The 15,806-nt window shown below is 71.5% G+C and carries 15 protein-coding genes; 6 read left to right on the forward strand and 9 right to left on the reverse strand.

The window, feature by feature from the left end:
- Window positions 1-211: 211 nt before the first annotated feature.
- The gene (locus OG587_RS39010) at window positions 212-844 is read left to right on the forward strand and encodes a thymidine kinase (RefSeq protein ID WP_329083846.1); all 633 of its coding nucleotides are present in this window, start codon (window positions 212-214) and stop codon (window positions 842-844) included.
- Window positions 845-864: 20 nt separating this feature from the next.
- Here OG587_RS39010 and OG587_RS39015 read toward each other — a convergent pair whose 3' ends face one another.
- From OG587_RS39015 to OG587_RS39035, 5 genes are all read right to left on the reverse strand, one after another.
- A complete protein-coding gene (locus tag OG587_RS39015; protein WP_329083847.1) occupies window positions 865-1,563 on the reverse strand; it encodes a DsbA family oxidoreductase in 699 nt (232 codons plus the stop codon).
- A 421-nt stretch (window positions 1,564-1,984) separates the two neighbouring features.
- Window positions 1,985-2,440: an ATP-binding protein gene (locus OG587_RS39020; RefSeq protein ID WP_329083848.1), complete on the reverse strand. Its 456-nt coding sequence runs from the start codon at window positions 2,438-2,440 to the stop codon at window positions 1,985-1,987.
- Window positions 2,437-2,631, reverse strand: coding sequence for a DUF5999 family protein (locus OG587_RS39025; RefSeq protein WP_329083849.1), 195 nt, complete (start codon window positions 2,629-2,631; stop codon window positions 2,437-2,439). The genes OG587_RS39020 and OG587_RS39025 overlap by 4 nt, the downstream gene beginning before the upstream one ends.
- A gap of 37 nt (window positions 2,632-2,668) precedes the next feature.
- Window positions 2,669-2,884, reverse strand: coding sequence for a hypothetical protein (locus OG587_RS39030; RefSeq protein WP_329083850.1), 216 nt, complete (start codon window positions 2,882-2,884; stop codon window positions 2,669-2,671).
- 263 nt (window positions 2,885-3,147) lie between these two features.
- The gene (locus OG587_RS39035; RefSeq protein ID WP_329083851.1) at window positions 3,148-4,335 is read right to left on the reverse strand and encodes a LysR substrate-binding domain-containing protein; all 1,188 of its coding nucleotides are present in this window, start codon (window positions 4,333-4,335) and stop codon (window positions 3,148-3,150) included.
- Between the two features lie 180 nt (window positions 4,336-4,515).
- Between OG587_RS39035 and OG587_RS39040 the strand changes: the two genes are divergently transcribed.
- A complete protein-coding gene (locus OG587_RS39040) occupies window positions 4,516-5,397 on the forward strand; it encodes a serine hydrolase (RefSeq protein WP_329083853.1) in 882 nt (293 codons plus the stop codon).
- 197 nt (window positions 5,398-5,594) lie between these two features.
- The gene (locus OG587_RS39045; protein ID WP_329083855.1) at window positions 5,595-6,569 is read left to right on the forward strand and encodes an MBL fold metallo-hydrolase; all 975 of its coding nucleotides are present in this window, start codon (window positions 5,595-5,597) and stop codon (window positions 6,567-6,569) included.
- 199 nt (window positions 6,570-6,768) lie between these two features.
- On the opposite strand, the gene OG587_RS39050 is transcribed toward OG587_RS39045, so the two are convergent.
- The 3 genes from OG587_RS39050 to OG587_RS39060 all read right to left on the reverse strand — a co-directional run bounded on the left by OG587_RS39050 (window position 6,769) and on the right by OG587_RS39060 (window position 9,867).
- Window positions 6,769-7,668 (reverse strand): hypothetical protein, encoded by a 900-nt coding sequence (locus OG587_RS39050; RefSeq protein WP_329083856.1) that lies wholly within the window; start codon window positions 7,666-7,668, stop codon window positions 6,769-6,771.
- Between the two features lie 237 nt (window positions 7,669-7,905).
- Window positions 7,906-8,652, reverse strand: a complete 747-nt coding sequence (locus OG587_RS39055) for an SRPBCC family protein (RefSeq protein ID WP_329083857.1) — start codon at window positions 8,650-8,652, stop codon at window positions 7,906-7,908.
- 147 nt (window positions 8,653-8,799) lie between these two features.
- On the reverse strand, window positions 8,800-9,867 hold the full coding sequence (locus OG587_RS39060; RefSeq protein ID WP_443075326.1) for a fatty acid desaturase family protein: 1,068 nt from the start codon (window positions 9,865-9,867) through the stop codon (window positions 8,800-8,802).
- 276 nt (window positions 9,868-10,143) lie between these two features.
- Between OG587_RS39060 and OG587_RS39065 the strand changes: the two genes are divergently transcribed.
- From OG587_RS39065 to cydB, 3 genes are all read left to right on the forward strand, one after another.
- Complete coding sequence (locus tag OG587_RS39065; RefSeq protein ID WP_329083858.1) at window positions 10,144-11,031, forward strand: polysaccharide deacetylase family protein; 888 nt, start codon at window positions 10,144-10,146, stop codon at window positions 11,029-11,031.
- 591 nt (window positions 11,032-11,622) lie between these two features.
- Window positions 11,623-13,083 carry a cytochrome ubiquinol oxidase subunit I gene (locus OG587_RS39070; RefSeq protein ID WP_329083859.1) on the forward strand — a complete coding sequence of 487 codons (1,461 nt, stop codon included), beginning with the start codon at window positions 11,623-11,625 and terminating at the stop codon, window positions 13,081-13,083.
- Window positions 13,084-13,094: 11 nt separating this feature from the next.
- The gene (cydB, locus tag OG587_RS39075; protein ID WP_329083861.1) at window positions 13,095-14,036 is read left to right on the forward strand and encodes a cytochrome d ubiquinol oxidase subunit II; all 942 of its coding nucleotides are present in this window, start codon (window positions 13,095-13,097) and stop codon (window positions 14,034-14,036) included.
- 125 nt (window positions 14,037-14,161) lie between these two features.
- On the opposite strand, the gene OG587_RS39080 is transcribed toward cydB, so the two are convergent.
- Window positions 14,162-15,778 carry an LLM class flavin-dependent oxidoreductase gene (locus OG587_RS39080; protein WP_329083862.1) on the reverse strand — a complete coding sequence of 539 codons (1,617 nt, stop codon included), beginning with the start codon at window positions 15,776-15,778 and terminating at the stop codon, window positions 14,162-14,164.
- Window positions 15,779-15,806 lie beyond the last annotated feature (28 nt).

The following is a 15,806-nucleotide window of genomic DNA, read 5'->3' on the forward strand; positions in this document are numbered from 1 at the left end:
ATCGGGCGCGCTCCCCTCGGCTCTCCCGCCTTTTCCACTCCCTTGGTTCTCCGGTTCTCCCGGGCCGGAAGCCTCTCCCCGTGCGATACCCGGGACGGTCCCGCCGGGCGCGGTGGGAGATCCCGTACGTCCCGGCGGCAGGCGAGAGCGGCAAACCGATCATCAGGGGTGGAGATCGCGGAGCGTGGCCGGAGTACTAGGCTGGCCCCCCGTGACCGAGTTGTCTGCCCTCTCCCCCGTTCCCGCCGGTTCCCGGGACGGAGTTCTGCGCTTCTACTTCGGCCCGATGGACTGCGGCAAGTCCACGCTGGCCCTGCAGATGAACTACAACCACGGCCGCCGGGGCAGGCGCGGCCTGGTGCTCACCAAGCACGACCGCTCGGGAACGCCGCAGCTCACCAGCCGGATCGGCCTGGGCAGCGAGGCCGTCGAGGTCGTCGACGATCTCGACCTGGTGGCCCTGGTCCGCGCGCACGAGCCCATCGACTACGTCATCTGCGACGAGGCGTGCTTCTACACGGTCGCCCAGATCGAGCAGCTCGCCGATCTCACCGACGGCCACGGCGTCGACGTCTACGCCTTCGGCCTCGCCTCGGACTTCCGCTCGCGGATGTTCCCCGCCGCCCAGCGGTTGTTCGAACTGGCCGACGAGATCAGCCGCCTGCAGGTCGAGGTCCTGTGCTGGTGCGGACGCCCCGGGCGCCTGAACGCCCGGGTGGTCGGCGGCAGGATGGTCCGTACGGGCGAGCAGGTCGTCATCGGCGACACGGGTGCCGACCCGATCCGCTACCAGGTCCTGTGCCGCCGCCACTACCGCTCCGGCGAGCTCGGCCTGCCCGGCTGACCGCCCCGCTCGGAGGGATGTCAGACGGGGCAGTACCCCTCGTCGTCGCAGGCGTCTCCGCCGTTCGTGGCGGCCTTGACGGCCCTGGCGGCCGGCGACTGGCCGGTGCGCTCGGCGACCTCTTCGAGGGCGGCGAGCAGGGTGTCCTCGGGCTGGGCTCCGGAGACGGCGAACTGGCCCTCGAAAAGGAACAGCGGCACCGAGCTGACGCCGATGGCGCGGGCCTGGGCCAGTTCCTCCTTCACCGCCACCGCGCCGTCCTCCCCGTTCAGATCGGCCTGTACGCCGAGCTCTCGGGCCAGCCCGGCGAGAACCTCACGGGAGCCGACGTCGAGGCCGTCGGTGAAGTGGGCGCGAAAGAGTGCGTAGAGCGCCTCCTCCCCCTTGCCCTGCTCTCCGGCGAGCCGGATGAGGCGGTGCGCGTCAAAGGTGTTGGCCTGGATCGAGTGATCGAAGTCGAGCACAAGGCCGTCCTCGGCGGCGACCCCGGTCACCCTCCCGAACATCTGGGCGGCCTGCTCGGCCCCGCCGAACTTCACCGCGGCCCAGGTGAGCGTGAGCTCGCCGTTGGACTTCGCGTCCGGTGCGAGCTGGAACGGCCTGAACTCGACCTCCACCTCACCGCCCTTGGCCCGGTAGCGCTCCACGGCGCGGGCGAAGCGGGTGTGGCCGATATAGCACCAGGGGCAGACGACGTCTGAGTAAATTTCAACCTTCACACAACGCTGCAACCGGTACGGGAACCCGCTGATTCCGCTGATTCGCCCAGCTGACCCGTCCCGCCTGATTCGTCTCGCCTGATTCGTCCCGTCACCTGGGATCGCGGACGCGCGAGCCGCGCGGGCGGCGGGGACGGCGCCCGTTGCCTGGCGGGGTGTTCACGCCCGGCATCGAGGGTCAGTACGGCAGCGGCCTTCCCGACGGACTCCGCAGGTCCAGCACGCTCCGGGCAGGGCGCCGTGAGTGCTTGCGGATCCGGATCTGACGGCGCATCGTTCGGGACTCCTGTCGTGTGCGTGTACGGGTCTGGCCTGCCGATTCCCGCCGTGCGCCGCCGTCCGGGCGGCGCGAGTCGTCCATGTCGTTCATGAGGAGAGATTCTCCTGTCGTGGCGGGTTCCGGCGAGGTTCCCCGAACCTCTCAGGCCGCCGTACCGTCGGGATGCGCGGGGGCGGCCAGCTCGAACCAGCTGACCTTTCCCATGGGCGTGCGGTCACTGCCCCAGTGGTCGGAAAGCATGTCGATCAGCTGCAGCCCGCGCCCTCCCTCGTCGTCATCGCGGGCGTCGCGCGGGCTGGGCAGGGCCGGATTGGCGTCACCCACCTCGCAGCGCAGCGTTCCGTCCCGGTAGGAGACGGTGAGCCGGATCGGTCCCCACGCGTGGCGCAGCGCGTTGGTGACGAGCTCGCTGGTGAGCAACCGGGCGATCTCGCCCTGCCCGTCGATCCCCCACTGGGCCAACCGGTCGCCGATCAGCCACCGAGCCCTGGGAACCGAGGCCGGGACGGGGAAGAGCGGCCAGGACGCCCTCCTGGGACGGGGCCGAGGGAACGGGACGGCGACCACGCAGAGGGCGAGAACGGTGAACGGCCTCATACCGGCCTCCCGCAGGGGCCGCGATGGGCGGGAATACCGCGTCCGTCGGGCAGGAGTTCCCCGGTGTCCTCGAAGACCACCACACCGTTGCAGAGCAGCCCCCACCCCTGCTCGGGATGAGAGATCATGAGACGAGCCGCCTCATGATCGCGGGCGTCCGCGGGCGGACAGGCGGGCATGTGCTGACACACGGCTCTACTCCGATCTTGATTGGCCACGAAAGGGACTTTACGGAAGCCCGAGCGAGGGATCGTCCTCACCGGCTCGCCTCCGGATCAGCGACGACGAGACCGGCTCCATCTCCGGGCGGGAGGGGAACCATCCCGCTTCCACCACCCCGGCGACGGCGCCTTCGCGCGCCCGCGCCTCCGTGTACTTCGGCGCGGCCGGTTCGCGGCGGGCGGTTCCGGCGATGACCGGCCCCCCGTCGGCGACCACATCCACCCGTTCGATGACCTTTACGTGACGTGGAATCTTCTGTCACGCTCCCCAAGCGAACGCGGTGTTGATTTTGCCGCCGTTTATGTGTTGATTCATCTGTGTTTACACCCGTGTGCGTTAAGGGTCGATAGAGCCATGGTCTTGTCCTGGTAGAGCATTCTTTACGGCACGGAATTCTTCCTGCGCCAGGTAAAGACGGGCGGCGGCGAGGAGTTCACGGCCGGACGCGGCCAGCCGGCGGGGAGGGCGAACGCGACCGGCGGAAACTAGGGGGTGTAAACGACGGACCAGGGACGAGGCGCGGACGACGGTGACGTCTCGGGTGCCGCCCGCGATGTCCCGGCCGCGGCGTCCCGGGTGAGGACCTCGGCGGCCAGGGCGGCGAACCCGGCGGCGGCGGGGTGGGCCGACCGCTCCGGCCAGGCGACGCAGATCCCCCGCCGGAGGGGGGCACCGGCCAGGGGGCGCCAGACCAGGCGGGGCTCCCTGCGGGCTATCGCCTCCTGCTCGAACGCCACCCCGTGTCCCGCCAGTACGAGCCCCAGCAGGAACTCCGGGTTGCGGGCGTGCTGAAGCCGTACGGGCGAGAAACCCCCCGCACGGCAGGTATCGAGCATGCGGTCGTACCACGCCGGGGAGGTCTCGCGGGGAAAGACGACGAGGTCGTGCCCGGCGAGGTCGGCCAGCGCGATCTCCCACGGCCGTGACCTCGGCCGCCGCGACTCCGGCTGAGGCTCCGGCTCTGACCGCACCCCGGACCCGGCCCCCGACTGAGATCCGGCCTCAGCCCTGGACCCCGACCCCGGCTGAGACCCGGCCTCCGAGCGCGACTCCGGCTGAGAGCCGGATCCAGAGGCCGACTGTGGCCACGGGTCCGGCCCCGGCCCGGGTCGCGAGCCCGGTCGGGGGTCCGGCCGTGCCAGTGCCAGCGGGGAGGTACGTGGCAGCACCACGCCCAGCGGGATCTCCACGACGGGGCCGGACCGCAGGCCGGGAACGTCGACGGGGTGGTGCACGAGACCCGCGTCGAGCCTGGCGGAGGTGAGACGGCTCAGCTGTTCCGGAGTGGTGAGTTCGTGGAGCTCCAGGTGCAGTCCCGGTGTCTCCTCCCCGACATGCCGCAGCAGGGCGTGCAGCGTCACGGCCGGGATCTCCGGGGGGACCCCGACCCGGAGAGTTCCCAGCTCACCGTCGCCGGCCTGGCGCATCATCGCCCGCAGGCGCTCCTCACCGGCCAGGAACCGCCTGGCCTCCCCGACGAGGAGCCGGCCCGCCATCGTGAGCTCGATCTGCCGGCGCGAGCGGTCGAACAGCTCGGCGCCGAGCTCGCGCTCCAGGCGCTGGATCGACTGGCTGAGCGGCGGCTGCGCGATGCCCAGCACTTCCGCGGCGTGGCCGAAGTGCAGTTCTTCCGCGACGACGAGGAAGTGTCGCAGATGCCGGGAGAGGTCCACGGCGTCACGATAGGCGATCGTCCGCGGCCCCGCGGACCCGCAGCGCGTCGCGGGTCCGGTGGCGGGTTTGAAACGGGTCCGGTGATGGGTCCGGTGGCGCGTCCGGTGTTTTGGAGCGGGTCCGGTAGCGGGTTCGGAGCGGGTTCGAACAAGGTCACGGATCTGGATAGCGTTGCGGGCATGTCGGCAGAGGAACGGATAGCGGGAATCTTCGCGGCCGCCGGGGTGGAGGGGCACCTGCACGCACTGGACGTCGCCGGGGGCCGCGAGATCGCCGTACGCGCCGGTGAGCAGGTCGTGATCGCCTCGATCTTCAAGGTTCTCCTGGTCCTGGAGTTCGCCCGCCAGGCGGCGGCCGGCCAGCTCGATCCGGCCGAGCGCGTTCTCGTGACGGCGGAGGACAGGCTCGGCGGATGGGGCACCGCCGGATGCGCGGACGACGTGGAGATGTCGCTGCGCGACCTCGTCCACTTCGCCATGCAGGTCAGCGACAACACCGCCGCCGACCTGCTGATGCGGAGGATCGGCCTGGACACCGTACGGATGCTGGCGGCGGAGCTGGGGCTGGCGCGCACGCGCGTGATCGGCGGACCCAGGCAGGTGCTGGAGTCGATGTTCGCGGACGTGGGGGCGCGGGACGACGCCGAGTTCGCGCAAATCTTCCCGGCACTGTCCCCCGAGCGGGTCCGGGCGCTGCGGGTCCTCGATCCCGACCACACGACCTCCAGCACGGCGCGCGATGTGACCCGGCTGCTCGGGTTGATCTGGCGGGACGAGGCGGGGCCGCCGGAGGCGTGCGCGGCCGTCCGCGACTACATGACACGGCAGATCTTCTGGACGCGGATCGCCTCGGGTTTCCCACCGGGGACGCGGGTGGCGGCCAAGACGGGGACGCTGCCGGGCCTGCACATGGAGGCCGGAGTGGTCGAGTATCCCTCCGGGGAGAGCTACGCGGTGGCGGTCTTCGCCCGCAGCGGGCAGCTGCCCACCCGGCGTCTCGACGTCGACCTGGCGATCGGCCAGGCCGCGCGGACCGCCGTCGACGCACTGCGGGCCGGGTAAGTTCCGCCGCCCCGCGTGCCGCTCGCGTCCCGCTTCAGCTGCTCTGATACGCGTTCGCCTATGGGAGGCGACGGTCGCGGATCTTGGACGTGGCCGGTCCGGCGATGGTTGGGTCCTCATCGGGCCACACTCGGCCGGCGGTCGTCACCGGAGTACTCGGGTGACGACCGTACGTTCATACGCACCGAAGGGGAGACATGTCCAAATTCGATCGAAGGGGTTTCCTGCGCACCGCGACGGTGGGGGCCGCGCTGGCGCCGATTGCCGGGAGCCTCCTGTCCCCGTCCCCCACCGGGGCCGCGACACCGCGTCCGGGCGGTCCGGGCGGGACGAAGACCGCCGCGACGTTCCGCTGGCTCGGCACGTCGGGCTGGCGCGTGGACGCGGGGTCGTCGACGCTCCTCGTCGACCCGTACGTGACGCGGTTCGACACCGGTATGGCGGATGGCGCCTTCAATCCCGACACACGGCTTGAGGTCGACGCCGAGGCGGTCGGCAGGCACACGGGCACGCCGAAGGTGGTGCTGGTGACGCACGCGCACTGGGACCACTTCAACGACGTCCCGCACATCGCGACATCGACCGGGGCGCGGGTGGTCGGCACCGCCACCACGTGCAACCTGGCACTGGCGCTCGACGTGAAGGACAGCCTGCTCAGCCCGGTGAAGGGCGGGGAGGTCCTGGACTTCGGCGACTACGTCGTCGAGGTGGTGGCGTCGCTGCACAGCCGCAACGCCAACTACTCCATGCTCTTCCCCGGCGTCCGGCTGACCAGGCCGAAACACAGGCCGAAGAAGATCTCCGAGTTGCCCGAGGGCGACACCCTGGCGTTCCAGGTGACGGTCAAGGGCGGCCCGTCGGTTTTCTTCATGGGCGGCAGCGACTTCGTCGAGCGTAACCTCACCGGTCTCGCCCCGGACGTCGCGATGATTCCCACCACCTCCTCGTCGTCCACGTACGACTACGTGTCGCGCCTCCTGCGGGCCCTGGACATGCCGCGCGTGGTCGTACCGGTGCACTGGGACAGTTTCGAGGGGGCACTTCAGAACCCGCCGCAGGCCGACGAGAAGTCGAGGAAGAGCCTCGCCGAGCTCGTCGCGGCGGTGCGCAGGGTCAGTCCCGAGACGAAGGTCGTGATCCCGGACTATCTGACGCCGCACACCTTCGGCTGACGCCCGCGCCAGGACGGGCGCCTTCCCCCCACCGGGGCAGGGGTCCCCCACGGGGGCCGGGGAAACCACGGTCCACGCCGCCGGCCCCGCCCTACCGGTCTGCTCTACCGCTCCGCCTTGCCGGTCCCCCTGCCGGTCCGCTCCACAGCTCCGCCCTGCACTGCCGGTCCGCTCTACCGCTCGGCCCTCCCGCCCCGCGCTAGGGGACGGAGACGATCTCCTCCAGGCGGGCGGCCAGCTGCTCCGGCTCGCCGTCGACCAGGGCGGACACCCCGCGCCACCAGGCGAACCACTCGCCGCTACGCCACATCCAGTCGATCCGCTCGATGGAGGCGACGACGTCGCCCTTGTCGCGCCACACCTCACCGGCCTGCTCGGCGGAGGCGCCGTGGCGCAGCGCCCAGGCGTGCAGGGTCGCGGCGGCCTCGGCGTCGACCGGCTGCGCGTACGGGTCGGGGTGCTCGTCCAGCCGGTGGGGGCCGAGCCCGGCGGCGACGCCCCAGCTCCACTGGGCCTCGGCGGGGCGGGAGTAGCGGAGGGAGTCGAAGTCGAGGTTGGAGCCGAGCTCGTTGTCGGGGCGGTGCAGGACCACCGCGTCGAGGCGGCCGCCCGCGTCGAAGGAGACCACGATCCGCTGGCCGGGGTGCGCGTCCTCGGGCAGCTCGACCCGGTCCTCGGCCTGCCAGGAGTTGAGGTCGGTGACGGCGGACGGACGGCCCCAGGTCTCGTCGGCCGCGTCGTCGGCGATCCAGGCGGCGAGCATCTCCAGGACGGTCAGGTCGGTCCACGGTTCGATCGCCGTGGAGGTCCGGAGCACCTCCTCGGGCGCGGGCAGCTTGTCGCCGCGCTCCCAGCGCCACCACTCCTCGCCGAGTTCGCGGGTGCCGACCAGCAGACCGGCCAGCGCGGCGAGTTCGGTGGATCTGCGAGTGAGGGGGGCGCCGCGGATGAGCTCGACGGAACGCGCGACGCGGTCGGCGCCCAGCGCAGCCCTCGCCTCGCTCAGCAACAGGGCGGCGTCCGGCCGCTCCTCGCCCAGAAGGTCACGGATCAGTCGTCTGGCCTCGGTCCTTGCATCCTCCGCACGTGCATCACGCATACCGACACGGTACGCCGGGAGATCCTTAGGCGCGAGCGTCGCCGGGCGCTACGGCCGTACCGTCGTCCCCCGGCGACTCGGCGAGACTCGCCGCCCTTCCCGCCGTGCATGCGGCCATCGCCGCCGTCACCACCTGGTGGACGGCGATGAGCAGCTGGGTCCCGGCGATCGCCCAGTGGGGGTGCCGTAGCCACCTGGCCGGCAGGCCGGAGCCGCCGCGCGGAACGGCCCGCGCGGTTACCGCTTCCTGCCGGTACGGCCGAGCAGCCAGCCGATCACCGCGCTGCCGAGCGCGACGCCCGCGCCCATCCCGAACGCGGCGAGGAGTGACCAGGCGGGGACCCCGGGCCTGGCCTGCTTGGCCGGGGCCGGGGCCGGGCGCTCGAAGACGTGCGCGGGTCCGGCCCCGCTCGCCGCGACAGGCGATCCCGCCGCGGCGAGCGGGGCGGACACGGCGGGTGCCACGGGCGCGCCGGGCGACGGACCTCCGCCCGGCGCGATCCGGGCGAGAGCACCGTCGGCGAGAGCGGGAGCGGCGGGAATCCCCCCGGAGACGAGGTGGCTCTCCACGGCGGAGAAGAACTCCCCCGCCGTCTTCCTCGCGACGGAACCCAGCATGCGCTGGCCGACCCCGCCGATCATGCCGCCGATCACGGCCTCGGCGTCGTAGTCGATCCGGGTGCCGCCCTCGACCTCGCTGAGGCGGATCTCCACGGTGGCGTCCACGGTTCCGGGAGCGCCCTGGCCTCGGGCCCTGAGCACGAACCGTTCCGGCGCCTCGGGCTCCGAGAGGGCGACCTCGCCCTGGTAGACGCCCTTGATGGAGGCCACCCCCGCGGTGACGGTCATCCGGTAGGTGTCCGGCCCCGTCTCCTCCAGGCGCTCGCACCCCGGGATCGTGCGTACGAGCACGGCCGGGTTCTGGAGCGCTGACCACACACGATCTCTGTCGATGCCGAGTACGGCACTGCCTGCGAGCTTCACACCAAGCACCCTAGGCAATCGCCGGGCGGGCGGATAACAGCAACATCTGCCCGCCGCCGCGACCCGCCCTTGTCAGTGCTGCCTCAGCACCCCGGGCCTCGGCGGCCACGGGACGCGGAATGCCGCGCGGGACGGGCGGGACACAGGCTAACCGGCCACGGGACTCTTCGACCGCAGGGACGCGCCCACGTCGTACAGGTGCCGCAGCGCCTGCGCGTACGAGCTGACGACCCCGGACTCCAGGTAGTCGACCCCCAGCTCCTCGCAGTACGCCCGGACGATCGGCTGGGCGCGGCGCAGGTTGGGCATCGGCATGCTCGGGAAGAGGTGGTGCTCAATCTGGTAGTTGAGGCCGCCGAGCACGACGTCGAGGACCACGCCGCCGCGCACGTTGCGCGAGGTCAGCACCTGGCGCCGGAGGAAGTCGAGCTTGTCCTCACCCCTGAACATCGGCATGCCCTTGTGGTTGGGGGCGAAGGTGCAGCCCAGGTAGACGCCGAAGATCGCCTGGTGCAGGAGGAGGAAGACCACGGCCTTGACGGGCGACAGCACCGCGAACAGCGCGCCCACGTACAGGACGACGTGCACGACCAGCAGCGCGGCCTCCACGGCCCGGTGCTTCATCGTCGGGCGCAGCAGCGCCCGGACGCTGGCCACGTGAAGGTTGAACCCCTCGAACGTGAGCAGCGGGAAGAACAGGAACGCCTGCCAGCGGCCCACGAACCTGGGCAGCCCCTTGCTCTTGGCGGCCTGCTCGGGCGACCAGACCAGGAAGTCGGGGTTGACGTCGGGGTCGTGGTCCTCGTGGTTGGGGTTGGCGTGGTGGCGGGTGTGCTTGTCCATCCACCAGCCGTAACTCATGCCGATGGCGACGTTTCCGGCCACCAGCCCGGCGATCTCGCTGGAGCGGCGGGAGCGGAAGACCTGGCGGTGGGCCAGATCATGGGCGACGAGCCCGATCTGGGCGAACACCACCGCGAGGAAGAGTGCCACCAGCAGCTGGTACCACGAGTCACCGAGGGCGAAGAAGGCGGCCCAGCCGCCGACGAAGGCGGCCGCGACCAGGCTGAGCCGCGCGGCGTAGTAACCGGGGCGCCGGTCGAGCAGCCCCGCCTGGGCGATCCGACGCGACAGGCGGGCGAAGTCACTGCCCCGCTCCCCGTTTCCTGGGGCAGCGGGAAGATCCGCGTCATCGATCGCGGTTGAGTTGGTCACGGTTCTCCTCAGGTGGGCCGGATCACTTGACATGATTACGTCAGCGAGGAACGCCACAGATCGGCGTCAAGCAAGACGACCATCCCAGGATTCCGTGGTCGCCGTGATCGCAAACCCCCGCTCCCACCCCAGCTTGTGGTAGTGCTGACCCTACCCCGGCAGATGCGTGGATTTACGGATGATCACAAAATAGCCACTGGAGCAACCACCTTCCGACCCTTCACCCCCTTCGGACCCGCTAGGTCGGACTCCCGGCTGCTGGCAGGATGGTCATCCATGGCATCGGGGACATACTGGACGATCAGTGCGACGGCGGCGACGGCCCTGGCGGTGAGCACCGGGTGCGCCACAGGTCTCGACGGTGGAACCGAGGACAGCGCCACCGGCGCCACCTCCGCGCCGGGCGCCTCCCGGGCGTCGAAGGCCCCCTCCGGCGCCGACGACCGGGCGGCGAGACCCGCCGGGCCGCCCGGGGTGACGCCCAGGCCGGGTGAGGTGGGCAGGCTCCCCCGCCCCGGCGACGGCCTGCCTCCGGTGATCAGCTCCATTCCCACCCGGCGGAAGGTCGTCTTCCTCACCATCGACGACGGCTGGGAGCAGGATCCCGGCTTCGTGGCGCAGGTCCGCGACCGGCGTATCCCGGTGGCGGCCTTCGTCACCCGCGACGCCGTGGAGGCCAGGGGCACGGCCGACCCGACCGCCCAGGGCGGCAGGTTCCTCGGTGCGGGCAAGTGGGGGTACGTGCGCGAGCTGCGCGACGCGGGAGCGACGATCGAGAACCACACGCTGACCCACCCGAACCTCCCGGCACTCGGCTACGAGGGCCAGAAGACCGAGATCTGCGGCGTCTCCAAGCTGATCCGCAGGCACACCGGCACCGCGCCCACCCTGTTCCGGCCGCCGTTCGGCAACCACAACACCCTGACCCGCAGGGCCGCCAAGGCCTGCGGCATCGACGCGCTCCTGCTCTGGACCGCGACCGTGCAGCCGGGCGGGAAGATCGCCTACCAGGTGCCCGACAAGAAGCTTCGCCCCGGCGACATCCTGCTGCTGCACTTCCGCCCGAACCTCGCACGCGACTTCCGGATCCTCGTCGCGAAGATCAAGCGCCGGGGTTTCGAGATCGGCAACCTCGACGCGTACCTGAAAGCGGCGACCCGCTGAACTTCCCCGGCCCCTCCGAACGGTAGATGTCGCCCCGGTCCCACTCGACGGCGATCCAGCCGCGACTCTTGGCCAGGTGGTTGGACGGGTAGTAGTGGCCCCGGTTCTCGCTGTGGACGTAGCTGGACGAGCCGGACTTAGCCGGACGAGCCGGTCGCGGCCGTGGCCGTGGCCTCATCGGGGCGGTGCGGATCCACCGGGGTCGCGGGCAGCGCGACGGCGGGTCCGCCGCCCGGCGTACCCGGAAATCACCCCGGAGGCGGACGCCCCGCAGGGAGCGCCCGGCCCACCATGGAGTCACGCCCCGGGGGGGAGGCGGGCGCGGGGGGCGCCCGGTGTGAGGGGACGGATGTCCCCGCCGAAAGGGACATCCGGGAGAGATCCCCGGGGGCGCGAGGGAGAGCCGGCGTCGCGAGCCGACAGAGACGATCTTGGTCCGGCGGAGAGGTGCGGTCTCCCCCCGGACCATGTGACAAAGATCGCAGTGGCTCGCGGCGCCCCTCTCACTCATTGCTCTACAAGTCGTAGTACTACTAGAAGTAGAACTACAAGCTGTAGAGCTTCAGGCCCGCGAAGGGAACACGAGGGAAGATGGACGCACTAGACCTGGCCCGGTGGCAGTTCGGGGTGACCACCGTGTACCACTTTCTGTTCGTACCCCTCACGATCGGCCTCGGCGTCTTCGTGGCCGGCCTGCAGACCGCGTGGCACCGGACGGGCAAGGAGCACTACCTGCGGCTCACGAAGTTCTTCGGGAAGCTCTTCCTGATCAACTTCGCGATGGGCGTGGTGACCGGCATCGTGCAGGAGTTCCAGTTCGGCATGAACTGGAGCGAGTACTCGATCTTCGTGGGCGACGTCTTCGGCGCCCCGCTGGCGCTGGAGGCACTGCTCGCGTTCTTCCTGGAGTCGACCTTCATCGGCCTGTGGATCTTCGGCTGGGACAGGCTGCCGAAACGTGTCCACCTGGCCACCATCTGGGCCGCGGTCATCGGATCCAACCTGTCTGCGTACTTCATCCTCGCCGCCAACGCCTGGATGAAGCACCCGGTCGGGTACGAGGTGGTCGACGGCAGGGCCAGGATGACGGACCTGTGGGCGGTGCTCACCAACTCCACGGCGCTCGCCCAGGTGCCCCACGTGGTCGCGGGGGCCTTCGTCGTGGCGGGCGGCTTCGTGCTCGCGGTCTGCGGCTACCACCTCCTGCGCGAGCGCCACGCCGACACCGCCCCCGGCGGGAGCACGGAGGCGCCGCGAGGCGGCGCGAGCGTTTGGCGGACCCCGATGCGGGCCGCGCTGCTGATGACGGCGATCGCCGGGGCCCTGGTCGCGGGCAGCGGCGACATGTCGGCCAAGCTGCTGTACGAGCAGCAGCCCATGAAGCTCGCCTCGGCCGAGGGGCTCCGGCATGACACCGCCGGCGCGCCGTTCTCGCCCGTCCCGGGGCTGGAGATCCCCATGCTGCTCAGCTTCCTGGCCACCGACGACCCGAACGCCGTCATCCAGGGCACCGAGGACCTGCAGGCGCGGTACGAGGAGCGGTTCGGCCCCGGCGACTACCGGCCCAACCTTCCGGTGGTCTTCTGGTCCTTCCGCGTAATGATCGTCTTCGGCCTGTCCACGGTGGGCCTGTCGGTGCTCGGCCTCTGGCTGACCCGCCGGAGGCGCCGCGGCGCCCCCGTGACCGCCCGCACCCCGAGGGAGATTCCCGCCTGGTTCGCCCGGATCTGCCTGCTCGCGCTGCCGCTGCCGACCATCGCGATGATCGCAGGCTGGCTGCTCAGCGAGATCGGCCGCCAGCCGTGGACCGTCCAGGGCGAGCTGCTCACGGCCGCGAGCGTCTCGCCGGGCGTCAGCCTGGCCGAGGTGGCCGTCTCGCTGGCGGTCTTCACGGCGCTGTACGGCGCGCTCGCGCTGGCCGAGGCGATACTGCTCACCCGCCACGTCAAGGCGGGCCCCGAGCCCGTCGCCCCCGCCGCTCCCCTCACGCCGCCCTCCCGCGGTGACGACGAGAGCGCGGACGCCCGGCTCCAGCCGACCCTCATGTACTGAAGGCGACGACGATGGAACTCACCACCTTCTGGTTCGCGGTCATCGCGTTCCTGTGGACCGGCTACTTCGTGCTGGAGGGCTTCGACTTCGGCGTGGGCATGCTGGCACCGGCGCTGGCCAGGAACGAGGCCGAACGCAAACAGGTCCTGGGCACGATCGGCCCGGTCTGGGACGGCAACGAGGTCTGGCTGATCACCGCGGTCGGCGCGATGTTCGCCGCCTTCCCCGCCTGGTACGCCGGGCTGCTCAGCGAGTTCTACCTGCCGATCGTGCTGGTCCTCGTCGGGCTGATAGTGCGCGGCGTCGGCCTGGAGTGGCGCGGCAAGGTCCGGCACGCCTCCGACCGCGCCTGGTGCGACCTGGGCGTGCTGGTCGGCAGCGCCCTGCCCGCGTTCCTGTGGGGCGCGATCTTCGCCGACCTGCTGCGGAGCAGCGCGACGGCCGCCCTGGTCGGCGGGGTGTTCTCGCTCTCGGTGTGCGTGCTGCACGGGGCGGTGTTCGTCGCGCTCAAGACCACCGGGCCGGTGCGCTCCCGCGCCCGGCGCGCCGCGATGATCGCCTCCGCGGTGGCGCTGCCCGCCGCGGTGGCGGCGCTGTCGCACATTCCCGTCGCGGGTACGGCGATCGGCGCCTGGTCGGCGGTCCCGTGGCTGTGGGCGGGCGCGCTCGCCTCGATGGCGGCCCTGGCCGCCGGGATCGCGCTGACCTGGCGCGGCCGGGACGGCTGGGCCTTCGCCGCCACGGCCTCGTCCATCGCGCTGGGCGGCGCCGCCCTGTTCGGCGCCCTGTGGCCGTCCCCGTTCCCCGGCCTCACCGTCGCCGAGGCCGCCTCCGGCCCGTACACGCTGGGCGTGCTGACCTGGATCGGCCTGATCGCGCTGCCGTTCGTGCTCGGCTACCAGGCCTGGTCGTACTGGGTCTTCCGCAAGCGCCTGGTCGCCGAGGTCTCCTGAGAAAACCGGCCGTCTCAAAGCGTCTGATCGCCGAAGTCTCCTGAGAAAACCGGCCGTCTCACCCGACCGGCCTCAACCGGCCTCTCAACCGGCCGCCTCGGTGCACGCCGAGCCGGGCGAGCGGCTCAGTGCACGCCGAGCCGGGCGAGCGGCTCGACGAGCTCCCTCTCCTCGTAGGACAGGTGCGACAGGAGCGTGTCGGTCAGCAGGTCCATGGCGGCCCGCAGGGCCTTGTGGCCGTCCGGTTCGGCGACGAAGGCGACCAGCGCCCGGTCGACGCCCTCGAGGACCTCGTGGATGGCGTGGTGCTCCTGCTCCAGACGGTCGACGACGGGCACCAGCCTGGGGTCCGCGCGGCGCAGGTGGGGAAAGAGGGTCTGGTCCTCGATGGTGTGGTGGGTCGTGACGACCCGGCAGTAGGACTCGCAGTACACGCCGACCGTCCAGTTGTTCTGGCGCATCGTCATCGTGTTGATGTGCGAGCGCGCGACGCCGGGATCCATCGCTCCGGAGGTGACCTCCTCGACGAGCCGCCGGACCTCGGCCAGCTCCTGGCGGAGGTGGTCGTGGACGTCGACGAGATGGCGTCCGGCCGCCTGCTCCCTGGGGGTGTAGGTGCGGGCCGGATCAGGGGCCGGGCCGGTGGGACGGGTGGTCTCGTCCCAGATCCGCACGTCGGCGAGCCGGGTGCCGTCGTCCGGGGTCGGCGTGACCCCCAGGGCGGGAGGGACTCCGCCCCCGGTGCGGGCGGGCACGTTGACGGGCGCGGCGGCGGCCGGTGGGGCGCTTCGCGCGTCCGCCGTCGTGCCCACCTCGGCGGGCAGGGGCCGGTCCGCGGTGGCGGGCGCGCTCGAACCGGCGCGCTCGGCGTCCACGAGCTCGCGCACACCGGGAACGACCTCGGCGGCGAAACGCCGGATGTCGTCGGGGTCGTCACTCGCGAGGATGTAGGCGCTCATCCCCTGCTCCAGGGTGAGCTCGGCGAGCTGCTCGACCCAGACGTCCGCCGGTCCCTGGAGGAAGGCGCGGCCGGACCCGGTGAAGGTTCCGGCGATGTTGTACAGGCGCCGGACGTCGGCGGGTGAGCGTCCCGCGCCGAGCGCGGCCTCGTCGATGATCGCGTTCATGGCCGGGAGGGCGTCCAGGCCGGCGTAGGCGTGGCTGGGCAACCAGCCGTCCGCGAGCCTGCCGGTCATGTCGAGCATGCGCCTCTTGTAGGCCCCCAGCCAGATGCCGACGTCGTGGATGGGCGCCGGGCCGGGGTGCGCCCCCCAGACGCGGTGGTGACGGCCGTCCACCCGTACGGCTCCGCCCCCGGCCTCCCACATGGCCCGGATGACCTGGATGCCCTCCTCGAGCGCGTCGACCCCCTGAGCGGCGGTCAGCCGCGGGCCGCCGACGGCGGCGATGCCGTCCCAGAAGGCGCCCGCTCCGAGCCCGAGCTCGACGCGGCCACCGCTGAGGATGTCCAGGGTCGCGACGCTGCGGGCGAGCACCGCGGGCGGGCGCAGGGGCAGGTTCGCCACGTTCGGCGACACCCGCAGCGTCGAGGTGCCGGCCGCGATGACCGACAGCAGCGTCCACGTGTCCAGGAACCGCGCCTGGTACGGGTGATCCTGCACGGTCACCAGGTCCAGGCCGGCCTGCTCGGTGAGCCTGGCGAGCGCGACGACCCTCTCGGCCTGGTCGGCCACCGGGGTCAGGAAGGTCCCGAACAGCAGCTCGTGCCCGTAGTCGGCCATGTCTCTCCTCGGTGCGTCATCTCGGATG

This window comes from Streptosporangium sp. NBC_01469, assembly GCF_036227305.1.
Lineage (GTDB): Bacteria > Actinomycetota > Actinomycetes > Streptosporangiales > Streptosporangiaceae > Streptosporangium.